Origin of the sequence: Solemya elarraichensis gill symbiont, from assembly GCF_002021095.1 — a bacterium.
Taxonomy (GTDB): domain Bacteria; phylum Pseudomonadota; class Gammaproteobacteria; order Chromatiales; family Chromatiaceae.
Window position 1 is genome coordinate 1 of sequence record NZ_MPRK01000104.1, and the last position, 6,191, is coordinate 6,191.

7 protein-coding genes are annotated in these 6,191 nt (G+C 54.0%); all 7 read left to right on the forward strand.

The window, feature by feature from the left end:
- The coding region (locus tag BOW51_RS06495; RefSeq protein WP_245828569.1) for a hydrogenase expression/formation C-terminal domain-containing protein at positions 1–397 on the forward strand (397 nt) is incomplete at its 5' end.
- A gap of 2 nt (positions 398–399) precedes the next feature.
- A complete protein-coding gene (locus BOW51_RS06500; RefSeq protein ID WP_078476987.1) occupies positions 400–1,497 on the forward strand; it encodes a hydrogenase small subunit in 1,098 nt (365 codons plus the stop codon).
- A 27-nt stretch (positions 1,498–1,524) separates the two neighbouring features.
- The gene (locus tag BOW51_RS06505) at positions 1,525–2,184 is read left to right on the forward strand and encodes a hypothetical protein (RefSeq protein ID WP_174564736.1); all 660 of its coding nucleotides are present in this window, start codon (positions 1,525–1,527) and stop codon (positions 2,182–2,184) included.
- Positions 2,181–3,440, forward strand: coding sequence for a (Fe-S)-binding protein (locus tag BOW51_RS06510; protein WP_078476989.1), 1,260 nt, complete (start codon positions 2,181–2,183; stop codon positions 3,438–3,440). Before BOW51_RS06505 ends, BOW51_RS06510 begins: the two co-directional genes overlap by 4 nt.
- A gap of 57 nt (positions 3,441–3,497) precedes the next feature.
- Positions 3,498–3,956, forward strand: coding sequence for a hypothetical protein (locus tag BOW51_RS06515; protein WP_135568110.1), 459 nt, complete (start codon positions 3,498–3,500; stop codon positions 3,954–3,956).
- A gap of 23 nt (positions 3,957–3,979) precedes the next feature.
- Entirely contained in the window at positions 3,980–5,716 is a 1,737-nt protein-coding gene (locus BOW51_RS06520; RefSeq protein WP_078476991.1) for a nickel-dependent hydrogenase large subunit, read from the forward strand.
- Positions 5,713–5,883, forward strand: a complete 171-nt coding sequence (locus tag BOW51_RS11120) for a hypothetical protein (protein ID WP_167367256.1) — start codon at positions 5,713–5,715, stop codon at positions 5,881–5,883. The genes BOW51_RS06520 and BOW51_RS11120 overlap by 4 nt, the downstream gene beginning before the upstream one ends.
- Positions 5,884–6,191 lie beyond the last annotated feature (308 nt).

The following is a 6,191-nucleotide window of genomic DNA, read 5'->3' on the forward strand; positions in this document are numbered from 1 at the left end:
ATGGAATGTCGAGCCCTTGCTGCATGAAGTAAAGCATGCGCTGGATCGTCTCGTGACCGAGGGCGAAACCTCGGTGATTGATTTGCGTAGCATTCCCCTTGCCCCGGGTGAAGAGGAGAGAATCCTGGAGATCCTCGGTCGTGGCGAAGTGGTGGCAAGACTCAACGTGCTGGGCGCAAGCGATGTGGTGGAAACAGAATACAGCGGTGTGTGGGTAGTCACCCATTACAACGACAATGAGGAGACCATCGGTCGTTTCATTGAAGTGACCAGGCTGCCGGAAATCCTGCGTTCACAGGCGGAAGATATGGCCGAGGCGAGTGAGCGTCTCGCCCTGCGCCTGGAGGATGAGCAGCAGGAAGAACAAACAAGTAACAAGCTAGCGGTGGAGAAATAAGCATGGCAAGTCAAAGCGATAAAGAGAAGACCCTTGGTGATGTTCTGCGCAGTCATGGTGTATCACGACGCAGCTTTATGAAATATTGTGCGACCACGGCATCGATGATGGCGTTATCACCGGCGATGATTCCGATGATCGCTGAGGCGCTTGAGAAAGCGAAAAAGCCTTCGGTCATCTGGCTCTCGTTTCAGGAGTGTACCGGCTGTACCGAATCCCTCACCCGTGCCGGCGCATCTACTATTGAAAACCTCATTTTCGACAGTATCTCGCTCGATTATCACCACACCTTGCAGGCAGCTGCAGGCCATGGGGCAGAAGCTGCGCGTGAAGAGGCGATGCGTGAGCATCACGGTAAATACCTGCTCGTGGTTGACGGTTCTATCCCGATGGATAATCCCGGCTACTCCACCATCGCCGGTATCAGCAACTACGATATGCTGATGGAAGCGGCCGCGGGGGCTGCTGCGATTATCGCGGTTGGTACCTGTGCCACCTACGGCGGACTTCCCAAGGCCAATCCGAATCCAACCGGCGCAGTCTCTGTTGGTGACCTGATCAAGGACAAGCCGATTATCAATGTACCCGGCTGTCCGCCGATTCCGGTTGTGATCACCGGCGTGCTGACTCACTTCCTGACTTTTGGAAACCTGCCTGAGCTCGACGATCTCGGTCGTCCCATGGCGTTCTACGGTCAGAGTATTCACGACCGTTGCTATCGTCGTCCTTTCTACGACAAGGGCCTGTTTGCCGAGACCTTCGATGATGAGGGGGCAAAGAAGGGATGGTGCCTCTATAAGCTGGGCTGTAAGGGGCCGACTACCTACAACGCCTGTGCAACCACCAAGTGGAACAATGGCACCAGCTTCCCGATCGAGGCCGGTCATCCCTGCCTGGGCTGTTCAGAGCCCGAATTCTGGGACGGTGGCGGTTTCTACAAGGCGCTTTCCATTCCGACAGCAGATATTGGCGAAACCGCTCTCTACGCAGCTGCAGGCGCTGCGGCTGTGGGTGTGGCACTCGGTGCCATGAACCGCTCGAAAAAGGGGAGTGCTGCGAAAGCGCATGAAAAAGTGACCCTTGAAGATCTGGAAAAATAACATCTGTATAGATAGAGATAAAACATCATGAGTGAAATAGCATTACTGGAATGGGTGCGTGGTCCAGGTTTTCAGATTGCGACAATTATCCTTGTCGTGGGTGTGATTATCCGTATTTTCGAGATCCTGATGCTGGGTCGTAAGAGCAATCTTGCTGAAGCCAAGGGTAGTGAATTTGCCAGTGGCATGCGAACCATCGTCACGCGCTCGGTACCTACAGCCGAATCATTCAAGCGTTCGAGCCTGACTATCGTGGCAGGATATGTGTTCCATTTCGGACTCTTTGTGACCATTTTTCTGTATGCCCCGCATATCCTGCTGATCAAGGGGGTGACGGGCCTGGCCTGGCCTGCGCTGCCAACACCGGTTGTTGATATTGTCGCCGTCGTCAGCATCATTGCGCTGCTGGTGGTACTGGTGCATCGCTTCAACAACAAGGTGCTGCGTTACCTGACGACATCAGGCGATCTGTTTGCCTGGTTTGTTACGATCGCACCGCTGGTGACCGGCTACATCGCTTTTCATCGCATCGGTATGAGTGGCCCGGCGTTGCTGGCCGTGCACATCCTGAGCGTTGAACTCTTAATGGTTGTGCTGCCTTTTACCAAGCTGGCACATGCCTTCACGATCTTTATGGCGAGGTGGTACAACGGTGCCATTTCCGGTTACCGGGGGGTTCAGTCATGAGTGCATCACTTGAAAAGGGCATCAATGCACTGAAAGAACAGGTTGATTCATCCGTTGCAGCTTTCTTCAGCAGTTGTGTGCACTGTGGCATGTGTGCTGACGCCTGTCTTTTCCAGACTGAAACAGGAAATCCGGCGAGCACACCAATCGCAAAGACAGAGCCCTTGCGACGCATCTGGAAATCGGAATACACATTGCTGGGGCGTCTCGGCAAGATCTTCGGTTTGAGCAAGAAGGTTGACGAAGAGCTTCTGGCAGAGTGGGAGACCATGGTTTACGACAACTGCACCATGTGTGGCCGCTGTTCAATGGTTTGCCCGGTTGGTAACGACATAGCGCTGATGATCCGCAAAACCCGCGAGGGTATGGCGGTTGCGGGCTATGCACCGGAGGGCCTGATCGGAGCGATGAACCGCGCGATCAAGATCGGCAGCCCGATGGGTGTCAAGCTGCCCGCGCTGCTGGCGCAGATCAAGCATATCGAGGCCGATACCGGCAAGACGATTCCGGTTGACGTCGTGGGTGCCGAGTACATGCTGCTGCTCTCATCGATGGAGATTATGAACTTCCCCAAGTTTATCGAGGCAATTTCGAAAATCTTCGACAAGGCAGGTGCGACCTGGACCATCTCGACCGAAGCCTTCGAGGCGACCAACACCGGCATCCAGATCGGTGTTAACGATCTCGCCGCCGAACTGGTACAGCGCACCGTTGATGCAGCCGAGAAGCTCAAAGTAAAAACTGTTATCAGTCCCGAGTGCGGTCATGCCTACATGGCGATCCGCTGGGAAGGCCCTAACCTGATTGGTAAGCCCTACAGCTTCCAGGTGCGCCATATCCTTGAGGTGCTCGACAGCATGCGTGCAGAGGGACGCATCAAGACTGATAGCAAGGAGAGCCAGAAGCTCACCTACCACGCCCCCTGCCAGGTTGCGCGCCGCGGAGGTGTTATTGATGAGCCACGCAGACTGCTTGATCTGTTTGCCGACAATTTTGTCGAGATGCTTGATGCCGGCAAGATGAACTGGTGTTGTGGTGCAGGCGGCGGCGTCAGCTCCAATGAACGAGCCGACGAGGTGCGTCTCGAGGTCTTCAAGCGCAAGAAGGCGCAGCTTGAAGAGGTAAAGCCCGATGCACTGGTGAGCGCATGTGCCAACTGTCGTATCCATCTCGAGGATGGTCTCGAGGAGTACGGCATGGATATACCGGTGATTAGCCTGACAGAGACATTGGCTGAACACCTGGCCGATGATTAACGCTGCAATACCGGCGAATATTAATGGCTGAAAATGAATACTCTGGAGCTAGATGAAATGAGCCAAATAACCAGTGACGAAGAGTTCAGAAAAGCTTTGCACAATCTGGACGCAACACAGCAGAGAGTCATTGCCGCTAAGTTTGTGGAACATGTTTTACCGTTGAGCAGTGACGAGCGGATCAGCCGCGTGGCAAAAGTCGCTGCTGATGAAGGCGCTTCTCAGGATGAACTGGCAGCTGCACTAAAATCAGCAAAAGCAGCGGCCATAGAAAGTCATACACGTTGCGGTTCTGAAGGTGACTGGATAGAACAGGCCGGCTATTTTGTTGCCCGTGCGGCAGTTGCTGCGGTCACGCCTCAGGCACAGTCAACAAAGAACCCGGCATGGAGTGCGGCGATGAGCAGCAGGATGGCTCGGACCAGTATATTAATAGATGATGAGTCAAGTGCAGGAAAAACACATTCTGAAAATGAGTGGCAGTACGACACACTGTCTGAGTATTTACAGTCATAAGCGAATAAGTAGAGAGACATATCATGAGTAAATCCGGCGGAAACGAAAGAATTGTAGTTGACCCGATTACCCGAATCGAAGGCCACCTGCGCATCGAGGCGCAGATGGATGGCAACAAGATTGGCAGTGCCTACTCGTCAGGTACCATGGTGCGCGGCATCGAGACGATCCTGAAGGGGCGTGACCCGCGTGATGCCTGGGCGTTTGCGCAGCGTATCTGCGGTGTTTGTACTCTGGTTCACGGGCTTGCATCTATCCGTTCGGTCGAGAATGCACTTAGCTACAAGATACCGAAGAATGCGGACCTGATTCGCAACCTGATGAATGGCGCGCAATACATCCATGATCATGTCATGCACTTCTACCACCTGCATGCACTCGACTGGGTTGACGTGGTATCGGCACTCGATGCCGATCCGAAGGCGACTTCCGAACTGGCGCAGTCACTCAGCAATTACCCGCGATCCTCCCCCGGCTATTTCGCCGATATGAAGAAGAAGCTGAAAGGCGTTGTTGAGGCAGGGCAACTGGGCATTTTTGCCAAGGCATACTGGGGTCATCCGGCCTACAAGTTGCCGCCTGAAGCGAACCTGATGGCAGTGTCACATTATCTCGATGCGCTCTCATGGCAGCGTGACGTGGTGCGCCTGCACGCTATTTTCGGCGGCAAGAACCCGCATCCCAACTTTGTTGTCGGCGGTGTGCCCTGTGCGATTGATCTGAACTCCGATTCAGCTATTAACGCCAAGAAACTTGCACAGGTACAGGACATCATCAACAAGATGAAGGACTTCGTCGAGCAGGTCTATGTTCCTGATACGCTCGCGATTGCCGGTTTCTACAAGGATTGGGGCAGCCGCGGCGAGGGCCTGGGCAACTTCATGACCTATGGCGACTTCCCGTCCAACGGCATGGAAGATCCTTCCGGCTTCATGATTCCGCCGGGAGCGATTCTCAATCGTGACCTGAGTAAAATCCACGAGGTCGATATGAATGCCAGCGAGGAGATCCACGAATACGTGTCTCACTCCTGGTATGACTACGAGGGTGGCAAGGATACCGGACTGCACCCGTATGACGGTGAGACCACCTTCAACTACACGGGGCCAAAACCACCGTACAAGCATCTCGATGTTGAGCAGGCCTACTCATGGCTCAAGTCACCGCGCTGGAAAGGTCACTCGATGGAAGTCGGGCCGCTCGCACGTGTGCTGATGCTCTATGCAACAGGACATGAGCAGACCAAGGACCTGGTTGGTATGACACTCAGCAAGCTCGATGTGCCTGTCGAAGCGCTCTTCTCAACCCTTGGCCGTACCGCGGCGCGTACGCTGGAGACGAAAATCATCGGTGATTCGATGCAGGGCTGGTTCGATGACCTGGTTGCCAATATCAAGGCTGGCGACACAAAGACCTTCAACGAGGTGCTGTGGGAACCATCATCCTGGCCTAAGAGTGCAAAAGGTGTCGGCTTCATGGAAGCACCTCGTGGCGGCCTTGCTCACTGGATTGTTATCGAGGACGAGACCATCAAGAACTACCAGGCTGTTGTTCCCAGTACGTGGAACGCCGGCCCGCGTGATCCGAAAGGTCAGCCCGGTGCCTACGAGGCAGCGCTGGAAGACAACCATGAACTGCACGATCCGGAGCAGCCAATCGAAATCCTGCGCACAATTCACAGTTTCGATCCCTGCATTGCCTGCGCGGTGCATGTGAGCGATCCGGATGGTAATGAACTGATTAATGTAAAGGTGAAATGATGAAAAAACTCCTGACACTTGCATCCATACTTGGAAGCGGCGCCGCGATGGCGCATCCCGGTCATGCCCTGGGTGAAGCGATGCATGGTTTCTGGTATGCTGAGCACATCCTCCTGTTGCTGGCGATCGCTGCGGTTGCTGGCCTGGTTGCCTGGAATAAGCGCTAGACAAAAGAGACATTGTCTAATAAAACAAGCAGGTGCGACTGAGGCAGTTGCACCTGTTTTTTTACCCCTGAAACCTGCTGCAGGTCTGTCTCCCGAGCCTGTTGTTGTTTTTTCACAACGGGGTAAATATTTTATTGGATTTATTGGAAAAGAGGCATATACTAATTCTAATGTATAAGGTTTCATGAAGTCAGGGGTTTCAGTCCGTATCTTCCGCTGCGCGCCAAGGAGAGAGAATCGAAGGCGCGTAGTCCCCGGTAGCCACTAGGCGAGACTGTTTTTCTGACGTGCGCCAGCGCCAAAGGAAA